Origin of the sequence: Geomicrobium sp. JCM 19039 (genome assembly GCF_000698145.1) — a bacterium.
Taxonomy (GTDB): Bacteria; Bacillota; Bacilli; order Bacillales; family Marinococcaceae; genus Geomicrobium_A.
The window spans coordinates 49,349-64,530 of record NZ_BAXB01000021.1 but is presented as its reverse complement, the minus strand read 5'-3'; the positions used below and the strand labels follow the sequence as shown (position 1 = coordinate 64,530).

Below are 15,182 nucleotides of genomic sequence, written 5' to 3'. Positions count from 1 at the left end.
TTGAGAGGGCAGGAAAATCGCTTCTATCTTTCATTCAGTTTTCAGCGGACAATATTATGAATCGTTGAATATAGATGGGCCTGTAGCTCAGCTGGTTAGAGCGCACGCCTGATAAGCGTGAGGTCGGTGGTTCGAGTCCACTCAGGCCCACCATCTATCTTAAGAACAACACATGGGGCCTTAGCTCAGCTGGGAGAGCGCCTGCTTTGCACGCAGGAGGTCAGCGGTTCGATCCCGCTAGGCTCCACCATACATAATGATTCAAGACAAGCAGATGTGCTTGTCTTTTTTGTGTTGGTTCACTTGCAACAAAGCGGCAAATATATTATATTAAAGTCAAAGATAGTCAAGGTCAGGGGGTGTGGATATGAGCAATAATATATCTGATGTGATTGAGCAATATTTGAAAGCAATCTTAACTGAAGAAGAACGAAATCTAATTGAAATTAAAAGAAGTGAGTTAGCGAAGCACTTTGAATGTGTTCCGTCGCAAATAAATTATGTAATTCGCACACGATTTACGGTTGAAAAAGGCTATATTGTGGAAAGTAAAAGAGGTGGAGGCGGATATATCCGCATTAAAAAGGTCGCTCACTCTGATGACTTGGAGCTCATCGATCAGTTACTCCATTTGATTGGCGCTCGCATTGACCAGTCTGCAGCTAACAGCGTCATTTATCGGCTGTATGAGGAGAAAGTCGTGACAAAGCGTGAAGCGGTTTTAATGGAGGCGGTCGTACAGCGAGAAGTGCTTGCATTAACTTCTGCTGTTCATCGTGACACACTAAGGGCGAACGTACTAAAAGCGATGTTAGATCGCTTAAAATATAAGGTCTGACGCCGGGAGGGATGCAGATGCTCTGTCAGCAATGCGAAGAGCGGCGCGCAACGTTAAAATTTACGAAGGTTGTAAACGGGCAAAAGACAGAGAAGCACTTATGTGAGTTTTGTGCTAAAGAAAAAGGAGAAGCGTTGCCGGGAACGAATAGTTACTCTATACACGATCTATTGTCAGGCATGCTGAACCTAGACCTAGTGAGATTAAAGCGAACTCTTCACTTGGGAATCTGTCGCAGGTAAAAAAGCAAAAACCAGATCTTGCCTGCCCGAAATGCTCGTTGAAATACAAAGCTTTTGTGCAAAATAGCCGCTTTGGTTGTTCTTACTGTTATAAAGCATTCGAAGAAAAGCTCGAACCGATACTAAAACGCGTTCATGGTGGCAATCATGTTCATAGAGGAAAAATACCGAAACGTGTAGGAGGTCGACTAGAGCACGAGCGAAAGATAACAAAGCTACAAGAGAGTATGCAAGGCCATATTCAAAAGGAAGAGTTTGAGCAAGCAGCGATGATTCGCGATGAAATTCGGCATTTGAGATCTGCTGTAGACAAGGGGGACGATGAATAATGTCGCTAGAGCAATTTATTTCAAAGGCGATTAGTCCTTGGATGAAGCAGTCAGGTCCCGAAGATGATATTGTGTTGAGCAGTAGAATTCGCTTAGCTCGAAATTTGGAAGATTATCCTTTTCCTTTTAAATCATCAAACGATGCCGCACAAGCGCTGTATAAGCATTTGCACGAACGATTGGCAAACAAGGAGCTTGATGGTGTAGGGAACCTGTCTTGGTTCTCCATGAAGGACTCTTCCGACATTGAAAAGCAAGTACTTGTAGAGAAACATTTAACAAGCCCACAGCTAGCCGAAGGATCGTCCGAAGCTGCAGTTGTTTTAAGTGAGGATGAATCCATCAGCATTATGGTGAATGAAGAAGACCACTTGCGTATTCAATGCTTATCACCGGGTCTTCAATTGACTCAAGCCTATGAAATGGGAAATGCGATTGACGATTGGATTGAAGCAAATGTTGATTACGCGTTTGATGAGAAAAGGGGCTATTTAACGAGTTGCCCAACGAATGTGGGTACTGGCTTGAGGGCATCGGTTATGATGCATTTACCTGGGCTTGTAACGACATCTCAACTCTCGCGCATTATCCCAGCAGTAAATCAGATCGGGCTTGTCGTTCGCGGCATATACGGTGAAGGCAGTGAAGCAAGAGGTAACCTGTTCCAAATTTCAAATCAGATGACACTCGGAAAAACCGAAACAGATATTATTGATGACTTACGAAGCGTTGTCCTTCAGCTTATTGAACGGGAAAGACTTGCCCGTGAGAAGTTGTATGAGTCCAAAAAATTACAATTAGCAGATCAAGTTTATCGTTCTTATGGTATCCTTGCGAACAGTCGTATCATAGAATCAAAAGAGGCGGGTCAACATTTATCGAATTTGCGTTTAGGGATTGATCTTGATCTAATTCAAGGTGTTGACAGCAGTGTATTAAATGATTTGATGATTCTTATTCAACCAGCGTTTTTGCAGCAATACGCTCAAAAAGCATTATCAACAGAGCAACGTGACGAGCGAAGGGCATCATTAATTCGAGAACGATTGAAGCTTGAAAACATATAAAGTGGAGGTGGTCGACCATGATGTTTGGCCGTTTTACAGAAAGAGCACAGAAAGTATTAGCTTTAGCACAGGAAGAAGCGGTTCGACTCGGTCATACGAATATCGGAACGGAGCATATTCTTCTCGGTTTGCTACGTGAAGGTGATGGCATTGCAGCAAAGGCGCTTCAAGCGTTAAATCTCGGTTCAGAAAAAGTGCAGACAGAGGTTGAGAACTTGATTGGCGCTGAAGGCAACGGCACGAGCACGCAAGAAACACCACACTACACACCTCGTGCTAAAAAGGTTATTGAACTGTCGATGGATGAAGCGAGGAAGCTCGGTCACTCCTATGTAGGTACTGAACACATTCTTCTCGGTCTAATTCGAGAAGGTGAGGGAGTAGCTGCACGCGTATTAAACAATCTAGGTGTTAGTTTAAATAAAGCTCGCCAACAAGTATTACAACTGCTTGGTAGTAATGAATCTTCCAGTAGTGCTGGTGCAGGACAAAGCGGAGGTGCTGCAGGTGGCAATGTGAACACACCTACCCTTGATAGCCTCGCACGTGATTTAACAAGTGTTGCAAAGGAAGAAAACCTTGATCCTGTTATTGGCCGAGGAAATGAGATTCAACGTGTGATTCAAGTATTGTCCAGACGTACGAAAAACAACCCAGTGCTTATTGGGGAGCCTGGTGTTGGTAAAACAGCTGTAGCAGAAGGTCTTGCACAAGCGATTGTTGCTAATGAAGTTCCAGAGACGTTGCGCGGTAAGCGTGTGATGACATTAGATATGGGAACCGTCGTCGCTGGGACGAAATATCGGGGTGAATTCGAAGATCGTCTGAAAAAAGTCATGGAAGAAATTCGTCAAGCAGGCAATGTGATCTTGTTTATTGATGAACTTCACACGTTAATTGGCGCAGGGGGTGCAGAAGGGGCGATTGATGCCTCAAATATTCTAAAGCCATCGCTTGCAAGAGGGGAGCTTCAGTGCATTGGGGCGACTACTCTCGATGAGTATCGTCGGTACATCGAAAAAGATGCAGCATTAGAACGACGTTTTCAGCCAATTACTGTTGACGAGCCAACACTTGAAGAGTCAGAGCAAATCTTACTCGGATTAAGAGATCGGTACGAGGCGCACCACAGAGTAACGATTACAGATGAGGCCATCTCTGAGGCTGTTAAGATGTCTGATCGGTACATTTCCGATCGGTTCTTGCCAGATAAAGCGATTGATTTAATTGACGAAGCAGCATCAAAAGTCCGTTTGCGTTCATATACGGCTCCACCTAGCTTAAAAGATATGGAACAAAAGCTAGAAGAGACACGTAAAGAGAAAGACGCAGCGGTCCAAAGTCAAGAATTTGAAAAGGCGGCGTCTCTTCGGGATAGTGAGCAGCGCCTTCGTGAGGAATTGGATCAGCTCAAAGATGAGTGGAAAGAAAAGCAAGGGCAAGAAAACACAGAAGTGTCCATGAATGATATTGCTGAAGTAGTGGCGAGTTGGACTGGAATCCCAGTAACAAAACTTGCTGAGGAAGAAACAGAGCGTTTGCTTAAAATGGAAGACATTCTTCACGACCGTGTCGTCGGTCAAGATGAAGCGGTCATTGCTGTCTCTAAAGCCGTTCGCCGTGCCAGGGCAGGTTTGAAAGATCCGAAGCGTCCCATCGGCTCGTTTATTTTCCTAGGTCCTACAGGTGTCGGGAAAACAGAACTAGCACGTGCAGTTGCCGAGACATTGTTTGGTGACGAAGACGCGGTTCTTCGCGTTGACATGTCGGAGTATATGGAGAAGTACTCGACGAGTCGACTCGTTGGTTCACCTCCAGGCTACGTCGGTTACGACGAGGGTGGACAACTGACTGAAAAGGTTCGCCAAAAGCCGTATTCCGTTATTCTTTTAGATGAGATTGAAAAGGCGCACCCAGATGTGTTCAATATTCTACTGCAAGTGTTAGAAGATGGTCATCTCACGGATTCAAAAGGACGGAAAGTTGATTTTAGAAATACAGCGATCATCATGACGTCTAACGTCGGTGCAAGTGCGCTCAAGGAAAACAAATACGTCGGGTTCACGACACAAACCGAAGACGCTAAATACGGCGATATGAAAGATAAGGTCATTGGAGAACTGAAAAAGACGTTCAGACCAGAATTTCTCAACCGTATAGACGAAACGATCGTCTTCCACAGCTTAGAGAAGAAACACATTAAAGAAATTGTTGGGCTCATGGCTACAGAACTGCAAAACCGTTTGGCTGAACAAGAGATTACGTTTGTACTCACCGATGAAGCAAAAGAAAAAATTGCGGATGAAGGGTTTGACCCTGAGTACGGTGCACGACCTTTACGTCGTGCCCTACAGAAGCAAGTAGAAGATCGATTATCTGAAGAACTGTTACGTGGAAGAATTAAAAAAGGGGAGACGGCAGTCATTACGTATCGTGATGGGGAGTTTGTCGTTGACCTTAAGGAAGCTCAAGAAGCTACGTAATCATGACTCACGAAAAAGCCGGGTGCTCCCGGCTTTTTTTGTAACACAATCATAGAAAAAGCGACGTTTTACATAGGGGGACAATATGGCGAAGACAAAAACGAAATTCGTATGCCAAGAGTGTGGCTACGAATCAATGAAATGGATGGGCCGCTGCCCAGGTTGTCAAAACTGGAATACACTCGTTGAGGAACTGGAAACACCAAAAACGACAAGAGGTTCAGTGAACACTCGATCGATCGCCTCAGGAACAACAAATGAACCACAAAAGATTACTGAAGTAACAAGAGAAGATGAACCGCGATTGACGACGAAGTTATCTGAACTTAACCGAGTGCTCGGCGGAGGAATTGTGCCTGGATCCCTCGTGTTGGTCGGTGGTGACCCGGGTATTGGGAAGTCGACGTTACTTTTGCAGTTATCAGCGATACTAGCTGCGGATAACAAGAAAGTGTTGTACATATCCGGGGAAGAATCTGTGAAACAAACGAAGATGCGTGCGGAACGTTTGCATGCTCAAGCGAAAGATTTATACGTATATACAGAAACGGATACGACAAGAATTGACCGCGCAGTGGAGAGCATTCAACCTGAAGTGGTTATTATTGACTCGATTCAGACGATGCAAACGTCAGATATAACATCCGCTCCGGGTAGTGTCGCGCAAGTCCGAGAGTCTACAGGCATCTTTATGAACATGGCGAAATCAAAAGGGATTGCTGTCTTTGTCGTTGGTCACGTGACAAAACAAGGATCGATTGCCGGACCGAAAATGCTGGAGCACATGGTAGACGCTGTTTTGTATTTTGAAGGAGAGCGGCATCATACGTACAGGATATTACGAGCGGTAAAAAACCGTTTTGGCTCGACGAATGAAATTGGGATCTTTGAAATGAATGAAGAAGGGCTGCGGCAAGTGTTAAACCCTTCAGAAATATTTTTGGAGGAAAGGACAGAAGGGGTAGCTGGTGCGACCGTTGTAGCCTCTCTTGAAGGAACGCGCCCCGTACTCGTTGAATTGCAGGCGCTCGTCGCTCCGACGAGTTATGCCAACCCGAGACGAACATCAACCGGCGTTGATCATAACCGTGTCTCTATGCTCATGGCTGTGCTTGAAAAACGTGTAGGAATGTTGTTACAAAATCAAGATGCGTACATTAATGTTGCGGGTGGTGTGAAGTTGGACGAACCTGCAGTCGACTTAGGAATTGCCGTTAGTATTGCATCAAGTTTTCGGAATGAAGTGACACAACCAACAGATGTGGCCATAGGTGAAGTGGGTTTGACTGGGGAGATAAGAAGGGTATCTAGAATCCAAGAGCGCGTTAAAGAAAGTGCGAAGCTAGGATTTAAACGTTGCATCGTACCGTCAAAGAATTTGGGCGGTTGGAAAGTGCCTGCAGACATTGAGTGTATCGGTGTTCAGACGTTAGAAGAAGCATTGGATGTGATGTTAGGAGAACGTGCGAAAAAGTGGTAATTAAAAAGGGAGAGAGAACCTCATGAGGGAAGCGAGCCGCAAACACTTTATTGAGAATGTATTTCCGTTTTTAGCGCCAGGCACACCATTACGTTATGGCATTGATAATGTATTACGTGCTGGTTCAGGGGGCTTGGTTGTCATTGGATTTAGCGACGAAGTGAAAGAAGTCGTCGATGGTGGATTTCAAATTCAAGCTGACTACTCCCCGTCCCAACTGTATGAACTCGCGAAGATGGATGGGGCAATTATTTTAAGTAAAGATATTCAACAAATTATGTTTGCGAATGTACAACTCATTCCTAATAGTAAAATCAGCTCAAACGAAACCGGGATGCGTCATCGTACAGCAGAGCGGGTAGCAAAGCAAACGAAAGCCCTCGTCATCGCAATATCTGAGAGGAGAAATGTCATCACACTCTATCAAGGTGAGCACCAGTATACCCTTAAGGATATGAGTGTGATTCTCACGAAGGCGAACCAAGCGATACAAACGTTAGAAAAGTACAAGGCTGTATTGGATCAGAGTATGACCAATTTAGGGGCGCTAGAGTTTGAGAGGCTCGTTACTTTTCAAGATGTTTCTCAAGTCATTCATCGTGTGGAGATGGTACTACGGGTAAAAAGAGAATTAATTACGTATGTCCACGAGCTAGGCAATGAGGGCCGTTTGATTACGATGCAATTAAATGAGCTTTTAGCGAACGTTGAGCGAGAGGCATTGTTACTCTTAAAAGATTACGTTGAACATGAGGGAGTATCAGCGGCGAAAGCCTTTCATGACTTGCAGATTGCTTCTGATCAGCACGCGTTGAATGATGAATACATTCGCGAATTCCTGAAGCTTAGTGCTGACATTGAACAGCAGCATGTTCTTCACTCTAGAGGGTATCGTCTCATGCACCGTATACCGAGGCTGCCACCGTCGATTATTGAGAATATCATTTCTTATTTTCATACGCTACAGGCGGTTCATGAAGCGAGTCTCGAAGACTTAGAAAGCGTGGATGGTATTGGAGAGGCAAGGGCAAGGCTTGTAAAAGAAGGCTAAACCGTGTGCAAGAGCAATTGTTTATTGATCGTCATATTTAAACGACCAACAAAGCAGGTAATCCGTTTACACTGAATAGTAATATCCAGTGATCTGGAAGTAAATTTCATTTTTAATTGAAAGATCATTGAAAAATCACAGATTAAAAGATTAACCATTTCTATTTCTGTCCATAATGATTACAGGAGGTGACTGAAAATGTTAAAACGTATCGTCCAAGTGTTCTTTGTCATTCTTGGTGGGGCGCTCGGCTTTATCTTTTATCCTGAACTTATATCATTATTATCGGTTGAGATCCCTGGATGGATGGCAAGCGATTATATTGGAGGATTACTTGGCGGGGGATTGTTTTTCGTGCTTTCCCTCTGGTTAGCAGATCCGATTACACGCGCATTGAGCATTGCAGAGGAAGCGATTGTGAAAGCACCGATTACTAACGTGCTTTTTGGAACGATCGGTCTGTTGCTTGGACTCATGGTCGCGTATCTAATTGGAATTCCTTTGGGTGAAATATCCTTTTCGGTCTTTAGTCAAATATTGCCGATCTTTCTCACGGTGCTGTTTGGTTACTTTGGTTATCGTATCGGATCACAAAAGCGAGATGAGCTCATTTCGCTCGTCAGCAACTTTGGTAAAGGATCGAACAAGGACTTCAAACAAGAGTCTAGTAGCGATAAAGGTGTACCGACAAAGATCTTTGATACGAGTGTCATCATTGATGGGAGAATTGCAGACGTATGTCGGACGCGATTTTTGGAAGGGACCGTTGTCATTCCTAAGTTCGTATTGGACGAACTTCAACACATTGCTGATTCATCGGATGCGTTGAAGAGAAACCGAGGCCGTAGAGGGCTTGATATTTTGAATCAGATTCAAAAGGAATTACCCGTACAAGTGAAGATTGAAGATATAGATTTTGATGATGTACAAGGTGTTGATAGCAAGCTCGTGAAGCTGGCGCAAAAGACATCGGGAATTGTTGTGACCAATGACTTCAATTTGAATAAAGTGTGCGATCTTCAAGGTGTACCGGTTCTTAACATCAATGACCTAGCCAATGCCGTAAAGCCCGTCGTGCTTCCAGGAGAAGAGATGCACGTGCAAGTGATTAAGGACGGGAAAGAGGCGAACCAAGGCATCGGTTACCTTGATGATGGAACGATGATTGTAATTGAGGAAGGGCATAAATATATCGGACAGCAAATTGATGTTGTCGTGACGAGTGTATTGCAAACAAGTGCAGGCCGAATGATTTTTGCCAAGCCTAAGCAAATGCATAAAGAGAAAGCTTTATAGTATGGAAATGCCGCGAAGAGCACAGATGTACGAGTTGCTTTTCGCGGTATTTCGGTTGTATGATAAAGAATGGCACATGAAATGATTCGGATAGGGGCACACGGGTTATGAACTATTCAGTCGTCGTTCTTGCTGCTGGGCAAGGCAAACGAATGCAAGCGGGTAAGAATAAGCAATTTATTATGCTTGAAGATGACCCGGTGATTATACATACGTTACGTGTATTTGAAAATGATTCATCGTGCGATGAAATGATCGTCGTCGTTAATGAGAATGAAGTGCAGGAAATGAAACAGTTGTTCCAAACATATAAACTGAAAAAGCTCACCAATGTCGTTGTTGGTGGGGCTGAGCGTCAAGATAGTGTGTACGAGGGATTAAAGGTGATCGATCAACCTAGCGACCGCGTCGTACTCATTCATGATGGTGCACGTCCTTTCGTTCAAGAACGTGACCTACACCGACTCGTTGATCGTGTAGATGCTGAACACGGAGCGGTATTAGCTGTACAAGTGACTGATACGGTAAAGAAAGTAAACGAAGAGCTCATTCAAGAGACGATTCCGCGGGATAGGTTATGGGCAGTACAAACCCCACAGGCGTTTCCTTTTGCATTGATTAAGACGGCATATGCACATGCAAAAGAAGCAAATGTTTATGGAACCGATGATGCGAGCCTCGTGGAGCGTCTAGGTAAGCATGTCCGTATTGTAGAAGGAAGCCGGGAGAACATGAAGCTTACAACCCCATATGACATTAAACTAGCGACAATTTTACTTGAGTTAAGAGCAAAGGAGGCAGGCCAGTGAGAATTGGACAAGGCTTTGATGTACACGCGTTTGCAGAGGACACAGATCTCATCATTGGTGGATTAAAGCTAGAGTATCCACTAGGTCTAAAAGGTCATTCTGATGCCGATGTGTTATTGCACGCCATCAGTGACGCGCTTTTAGGTGCGATTGCCCAAGGGGATATTGGCAAGCACTTTCCAGATACTGACCCGGCATTCAAAGGTGCTGATTCGTCTGTGCTACTTGAGCATGTATACGAGATGGTCAAAAATGAAGGACTAGTTTTAGGGAATTTAGATTGTACGATTATTGCAGAAAAGCCAAAAATGGCTCCGTATATTCTGCCGATGAGAGAACGAATTGCTGGACTGTTAGACGCAGAGTTGAACCAAGTGAATGTAAAAGCGACCACTTCAGAGAAATTAGGATTTACGGGCAGACAAGAAGGAATTGCAGCGATGGCGACCGTTCTTCTACAAGCCGAGTAAATCATGATATACTAATGACCAAGGAAAAGGGACGGTGATCGATATGACGGATGTGCGCGTGCGTTTTGCACCAAGTCCGACAGGGCACTTGCATATTGGTGGTGCGAGGCAAGCATTGTTTAACTATCTTTTTGCAAAGCACCATAACGGGAAATTTATTATACGAATTGAAGATACGGACCAAGCACGAAATGTGGAAGCAGCAACCGACAAGTTGCTAAATAGCATGAAGTGGCTCGGCGTTGATTGGGACGAAGGTCCAGACGAAGACGGTGGGTTTGGTCCGTACCGCAGTATGGAGCGGATGGATACGTATGAGAAGTACGTTCAACAACTTCTTGACCAAGACCTCGCGTATTATTGTTACATGACGAGCGAAGAGCTTGAAAAAGAACGTGAGGAGCAGCTCGCACGTGGGGAGATGCCTAAGTATAGCGGTCGGGATCGGAACCTTACTGCAGATGAGCGGGCCGCTTATGAAGCGAAAGGTATCGAACCTGTTGTTCGTTTTAAAGTACCTGGTGGTGAAACGATTCATATTGATGATGCTATTCGGGGTGAAGTTTCTTTTGATACAGATGGTATCGGTGACTTTATTATTGCGAGAACCGATGGTGTTCCGACGTACAACTTCGCAGTGAGCGTGGATGATTATCTCATGAAGATTTCCCACGTCATTCGCGGAGAAGAACATCTATCCAACACACCTCTCAGGTCATGATCTATCAAGCTTTAGGGTTCACATCACCAACATTTGCTCACGCACCGCTCATCCTCAACCCAGACCGACAAAAGATGAGTAAACGTGACGAGTCAATTATGCAATTTGTTGAGCAATATCAAGATTACGGATACCTCCCGGAAGCACTCGTGAATTTCCTTGCTTTACTCGGCTGGTCACCCGTTGGCGAGGAAGAAATCTTTACGATGGATAACTTGATTGAGCAGTTTAGCTTGGAGCGGGTATCGAAGGCTCCAGCAGTGTTTGATGAAAGTAAGTTGGCTTGGGTAGGAAATCAGTATATGAAATCAGCGGATGTGGAGCGCGTAACCGAGCTATCCATTCCATTCCTACAAAAAGCGGGTCGGATTTCTGACAACCTGTCAGCAGATGAGCATGCGTGGGTAACGTCTCTCGTTGGGATTTATCAAGAGCAAATGCACTACGCGGCTGAAATCGTTGAGTTAACGGAACTCTTTTTCAAGGAACACGTAGACTATGAGGGAGAAGCTGCGGAAGTAATTAGTGCTGAGCATGTTCCGCAAGTGATGGAATCTCTTGCACGACAAATTGATCAATTAGATGTATTTGAAGCCGATGAGATCAAAAAAGCAATCAAAGCGGTGCAAAAAGAAACAGGTGCTAAAGGAAAACAACTCTTTATGCCGATTCGTGTAGCTGTCACGGGACAAACGCATGGACCAGAGTTGCCAAAAGCGATTGAGCTAATTGGTAAAGATGCCGTGCTCGCACGTGTAAATAAAGCGGCACAACAATCTTCATAAACTGAACATCGATAAGGATAAGTAGCAATGCAGTCGTCTTTTACAGAGACGGTCGGATAGTGGGAACGACCGATGGACACGCTTTGTGAATGCCCCTTTGAGTCTCGCGTTGAACAAGTTTCAAGTAGGCGCGGGCGGTGAGTAGCCGTTATCTACAACGAGTCACGCCCGATCAACCAGGCGTATACAGAGTGGAACCGCGCAAAAGCGCTCTGTGCAGAACATGCACAGAGGCGCTTTTTTTAAGCCGTTTCTTTCGTCAGGTAAAGAGAATTTTGCTACAGTATAGCTTAGTCATCTGCAATTAGGGGATACTAAAGACAATACTTTGCAAATGAACGGAATGATTGATTTAGGATACACAATACAATGTAAGGTGCATACCATTGGGGAGGGAAACTATGTGGCGGACATTCAAAAGTGATATCGATGTTGTCTTTCAACGAGACCCAGCTGCCCGGAGTCGTTTTGAAGTTATCCTCTCGTATTCCGGTGTTCACGCGATTTGGGCACACCGCATCGCCCATTGGCTTTGGAAGAAGAAGTTCTATCTGTTAGCGCGGGTGCTTTCCCAGCTTAGCCGTTTTATTACCGGCATTGAAATTCATCCAGGGGCGCAAATTGGGCAACGGTTGTTTATTGATCATGGCATGGGCGTTGTCATCGGTGAGACGTGCGAAATTGGCAACGACGTTACGATTTATCAAGGAGTCACCCTTGGGGGTACAGGGAAGGAAAAAGGAAAGCGCCACCCGACGGTAGAGGATCACGTACTTTTTGCATCGGGAGCTAAAGTGCTTGGTTCAATGACGATTGGAAGAAACTCTAATATTGGTGCAGGTGCTGTCGTTTTGCATGAGGTGCCACGAAACAGTACGGTCGTAGGGATTCCAGGACGTGTTGTCATTCAAGATGGCATCCGTGTGAGCGAGAACCTACACCATCACTTATTGCCCGACCCTGAAAATGATCGGTTCCGGCTACTTGAAAAAGAAGTGGAGCGTCTAAGGCGCGAGCTTAAAGAATGCAAGCAAAGACTGGATGAGGAGTGAGTGATATGGCGATTCATATGTACAATACATTGACGCGCAGAAAAGAAGTTTTTACACCGCTTGAAGAAAACCGTGTAAAGATGTATGTGTGCGGACCAACCGTATATAACTATATTCATATTGGTAATGCGAGGCCGGCGGTTGTTTTTGATATGGTCCGTCGGTATCTTGAATATAAAGGATACGACGTCGAATATGTGTCGAACTTCACGGATGTGGACGACAAAATCATTCGGGCAGCACAAGATGCCGGTGAAGATGTGTTCCAATTAGCTGAACGCTTTATTGAAAAATACCATGAAGACACAGAAGCGCTCGGTGTTCGAGAAGCAGATGCCCATCCGCGTGTGACAAACACAATGGACGAAATTATTGAGTTTATTGAAGCGCTCATTGAGAAGGATTATGCGTATGAAGCCGGTGGAGATGTATATTTTCATACGAAAGCATTCCCGGATTATGGGAAGTTATCTGGGCAGGCCGTCGATGAATTGCGCTCAGGTGCTAGAATTGAAGTAGGAGAACAGAAGAAAGATCCTCTTGATTTCGCGCTTTGGAAAAAAGCGAAAGACAAAGAGATTAAATGGGAGAGTCCTTGGAGTGAGGGACGTCCAGGTTGGCACATTGAATGTTCAGCAATGGTGAAGAAATACCTCGGTGACACGATTGATATTCATGCAGGAGGTCAGGATCTCACATTCCCACACCATGAGAATGAAGTTGCTCAGTCGGAAGCGCTAACGGGCAAGCAGATGGCAAACTATTGGTTGCATAACGGATATATCCAAATTGATAACGAAAAGATGTCAAAGTCACTTGGAAACTTTGTACTCGTCAATGAACTCATCGAGCAACATGACCCTAAAGTCGTTCGCTTTTTCATCCTACAAGCGCATTATCGACATCCGTTAAACTTCAATCAAGAGCTGTTGGAATCAGCCGCATCAGGGCTTGGACGCATCGAAACGTTTATCCAAAATGTACAGCATCGAAGAAAAGAAAGTGCCAACCTTGGCGAATCTGAAGTCTGGTTAAATCGAATGGAGAAGTACAAGAAACGTTTCATTGATGACATGGACGACGATTTTCATACAGCCAATGCGATCACAACGATGTTTGAATTCGTCAAAGAAGGTAATCGTTACCTTGATGAAGCTAACACGTCCACTAACGTACTTGAAGCGATGCTGCAATTGTTTGAGGAGTGGGGCCGTGTGTTAGGTGTGGCGTTCATTCCTGAAGAAGAACTGCTTGATGACGAAGTGGATACACTGATCCAGCAGAGAAAAGACGCGCGTGAAAATCGGCAATTTCAAAAAGCAGATGAGATTCGCGATCAGTTAACGGAAAAAGGAATCATTCTCGAAGACACAGCACAAGGTACACGATGGAAAAGGGGCTAACCCTATGCGAGAAACAGACTATAAACAGTTAAACGGTCTAGCTTTGGCATACATTGGCGATGCAGTTTATGAGCTGTATGTGCGGTCTTACCTTGTCTACGCTGGGTACGGTCGCCCAAACGATTTACATCGAGCGGCTACCTCTTACGTGAGTGCAAAGGCACAAGCCAGTGTGCTCACGTATTGGCTTGATGAGGGCGTTTTAACGGAAGAAGAGACAGCCATTGCTAAACGAGGTCGTAATGCGAAATCAGGAAGTGTTCCAAAGAACACCGACCCAGGAACCTACCGGTATAGTACAGGGTTTGAAGCGGTGATTGGTTACGTCCATATGAGTGGTGACCAAGAACGTAAACACCATTTATTACGAGAAGCAGTCGCAAAGATTGACGAGGGGGAAGACACATGAATGATGAAGAGTGGCTGGCGGGGAGAAATGCTGTAATCGAGGGACTTCGTTCCTCGCAATCGATACAGAAGATTTGGGTAGCAGATGGAGTGAAAAAAGCATCCATCCAAGAGACGATCACACGAGCAAAAGAACAAAATATCGTCATTCAAACCGTGCCTAAAAAGAAGCTTGACGCACTCATTGGTCACCAAAACCATCAAGGTATTATCGCCTCGATCGCCGCACATGCGTATGCAGACATCGAGACGTTATTTTCTGCCGCTAGTAATCGTGGACAAGCCCCGTTCTTCATTCTTTGTGATGGCATTGAAGACCCACAAAACCTAGGTTCCATTTTACGAACCGCAGATGCGGCTGGCGCCCATGGCGTTATCATCCCGAAGCGAGGGGCGAGCGGTCTAACCTCGATCGTAGCAAAAGCTTCTGCCGGTGCCATATCCCACGTTCCGGTCGTTAAGGTTACAAATATGGCGCGAACGATGAAAGAGCTCAAAGACCGCGGTCTTTGGATTGTTGGTAGCGACGCCTCTGGACAAGGAGATTACCGGGAGCTAGATGCGAGCATGGCCATTGGTCTTGTCATTGGTAGCGAAGGTAAGGGGATGAGCCGTCTCGTGAAAGAATCGTGTGATTTTCTTTATCAAATTCCGTTACACGGCCATGTGACATCCTTAAACGCTGCAGTAGCGGGTAGTCTGTTTATGTTTGAAGTGCAGCGAAAACGCTACCCGTTAGGAAGGTAAT

At 45.0% G+C, this 15,182-nt stretch carries 12 protein-coding genes, 2 tRNA genes and 2 pseudogenes; all 16 read left to right on the top strand.

From position 1 onward, the window contains the following. The first annotated feature begins 76 nt into the window (after positions 1 to 76). Positions 77 to 153 (top strand) — tRNA-Ile (locus JCM19039_RS16920). Between the two features lie 21 nt (positions 154 to 174). Next, positions 175 to 250, top strand: a tRNA-Ala gene (locus JCM19039_RS16915). Between the two features lie 117 nt (positions 251 to 367). Continuing rightward, positions 368 to 838 (top strand): CtsR family transcriptional regulator, encoded by a 471-nt coding sequence (locus JCM19039_RS16910; protein WP_042429406.1) that lies wholly within the window; start codon positions 368 to 370, stop codon positions 836 to 838. A gap of 280 nt (positions 839 to 1,118) precedes the next feature. Next, the gene (locus JCM19039_RS28145) at positions 1,119 to 1,409 is read left to right on the top strand and encodes a UvrB/UvrC motif-containing protein (RefSeq protein ID WP_373975939.1); all 291 of its coding nucleotides are present in this window, start codon (positions 1,119 to 1,121) and stop codon (positions 1,407 to 1,409) included. Next, positions 1,409 to 2,476, top strand: coding sequence for a protein arginine kinase (locus JCM19039_RS16900; RefSeq protein ID WP_042429403.1), 1,068 nt, complete (start codon positions 1,409 to 1,411; stop codon positions 2,474 to 2,476). The genes JCM19039_RS28145 and JCM19039_RS16900 overlap by 1 nt, the downstream gene beginning before the upstream one ends. Before the next feature lie 17 nt (positions 2,477 to 2,493). Next, a complete protein-coding gene (gene clpC / locus JCM19039_RS16895) occupies positions 2,494 to 4,959 on the top strand; it encodes an ATP-dependent protease ATP-binding subunit ClpC (protein WP_042429398.1) in 2,466 nt (821 codons plus the stop codon). 85 nt (positions 4,960 to 5,044) lie between these two features. After that, positions 5,045 to 6,439, top strand: a complete 1,395-nt coding sequence (gene radA, locus JCM19039_RS16890) for a DNA repair protein RadA (RefSeq protein WP_042429397.1) — start codon at positions 5,045 to 5,047, stop codon at positions 6,437 to 6,439. A 22-nt stretch (positions 6,440 to 6,461) separates the two neighbouring features. Beyond that, positions 6,462 to 7,531 (top strand): annotated as a pseudogene (disA, locus tag JCM19039_RS16885) (DNA integrity scanning diadenylate cyclase DisA). Positions 7,532 to 7,688: 157 nt separating this feature from the next. Next, a complete protein-coding gene (locus JCM19039_RS16880; protein WP_042429395.1) occupies positions 7,689 to 8,786 on the top strand; it encodes a PIN/TRAM domain-containing protein in 1,098 nt (365 codons plus the stop codon). A 107-nt stretch (positions 8,787 to 8,893) separates the two neighbouring features. Then, on the top strand, positions 8,894 to 9,595 hold the full coding sequence (gene ispD, locus JCM19039_RS16875; protein WP_042429392.1) for a 2-C-methyl-D-erythritol 4-phosphate cytidylyltransferase: 702 nt from the start codon (positions 8,894 to 8,896) through the stop codon (positions 9,593 to 9,595). Beyond that, complete coding sequence (gene ispF, locus JCM19039_RS16870) at positions 9,592 to 10,065, top strand: 2-C-methyl-D-erythritol 2,4-cyclodiphosphate synthase (protein WP_042402068.1); 474 nt, start codon at positions 9,592 to 9,594, stop codon at positions 10,063 to 10,065. The genes ispD and ispF overlap by 4 nt, the downstream gene beginning before the upstream one ends. Before the next feature lie 43 nt (positions 10,066 to 10,108). Further along, positions 10,109 to 11,571, top strand: a pseudogene (gene gltX, locus JCM19039_RS16865) (glutamate--tRNA ligase). Between the two features lie 401 nt (positions 11,572 to 11,972). Beyond that, entirely contained in the window at positions 11,973 to 12,623 is a 651-nt protein-coding gene (gene cysE / locus JCM19039_RS16860; RefSeq protein WP_042402071.1) for a serine O-acetyltransferase, read from the top strand. 5 nt (positions 12,624 to 12,628) lie between these two features. Further along, positions 12,629 to 14,026 (top strand): cysteine--tRNA ligase, encoded by a 1,398-nt coding sequence (gene cysS / locus JCM19039_RS16855; protein ID WP_042429390.1) that lies wholly within the window; start codon positions 12,629 to 12,631, stop codon positions 14,024 to 14,026. A gap of 4 nt (positions 14,027 to 14,030) precedes the next feature. Then, the gene (locus JCM19039_RS16850) at positions 14,031 to 14,435 is read left to right on the top strand and encodes a Mini-ribonuclease 3 (RefSeq protein WP_042429388.1); all 405 of its coding nucleotides are present in this window, start codon (positions 14,031 to 14,033) and stop codon (positions 14,433 to 14,435) included. After that, a complete protein-coding gene (gene rlmB, locus JCM19039_RS16845; protein WP_042402077.1) occupies positions 14,432 to 15,181 on the top strand; it encodes a 23S rRNA (guanosine(2251)-2'-O)-methyltransferase RlmB in 750 nt (249 codons plus the stop codon). Before JCM19039_RS16850 ends, rlmB begins: the two co-directional genes overlap by 4 nt. Position 15,182 lies beyond the last annotated feature (1 nt).